Below are 226 nucleotides of genomic sequence, written 5' to 3'. Positions count from 1 at the left end.
TGTTGCTTTTGCTTTCGTATTGTTCAGTTTTCAAGGTGCAAAATTGCTACGCAATTTTGCCAACAAAACTACGTTTTGTTTGTGCAAATAGCGCGGCTCATAAGAACTTCCGACCTTTTATAGCTTATGCAAAATTTTATTTCATAAAATTTTGCAAGCTCGGTCGTTGCTCTTATTGGTGGGCTTGAGAGGACTCGAACCTCCGACCTCACGCTTATCAGGCGTG

The sequence above is a fragment of the Butyricicoccus sp. AF18-9LB genome (assembly GCF_027684505.1).
Lineage (GTDB): Bacteria > Bacillota > Clostridia > Oscillospirales > Butyricicoccaceae > Agathobaculum > Agathobaculum butyriciproducens.
This window is presented reverse-complemented; position numbering follows the sequence as displayed.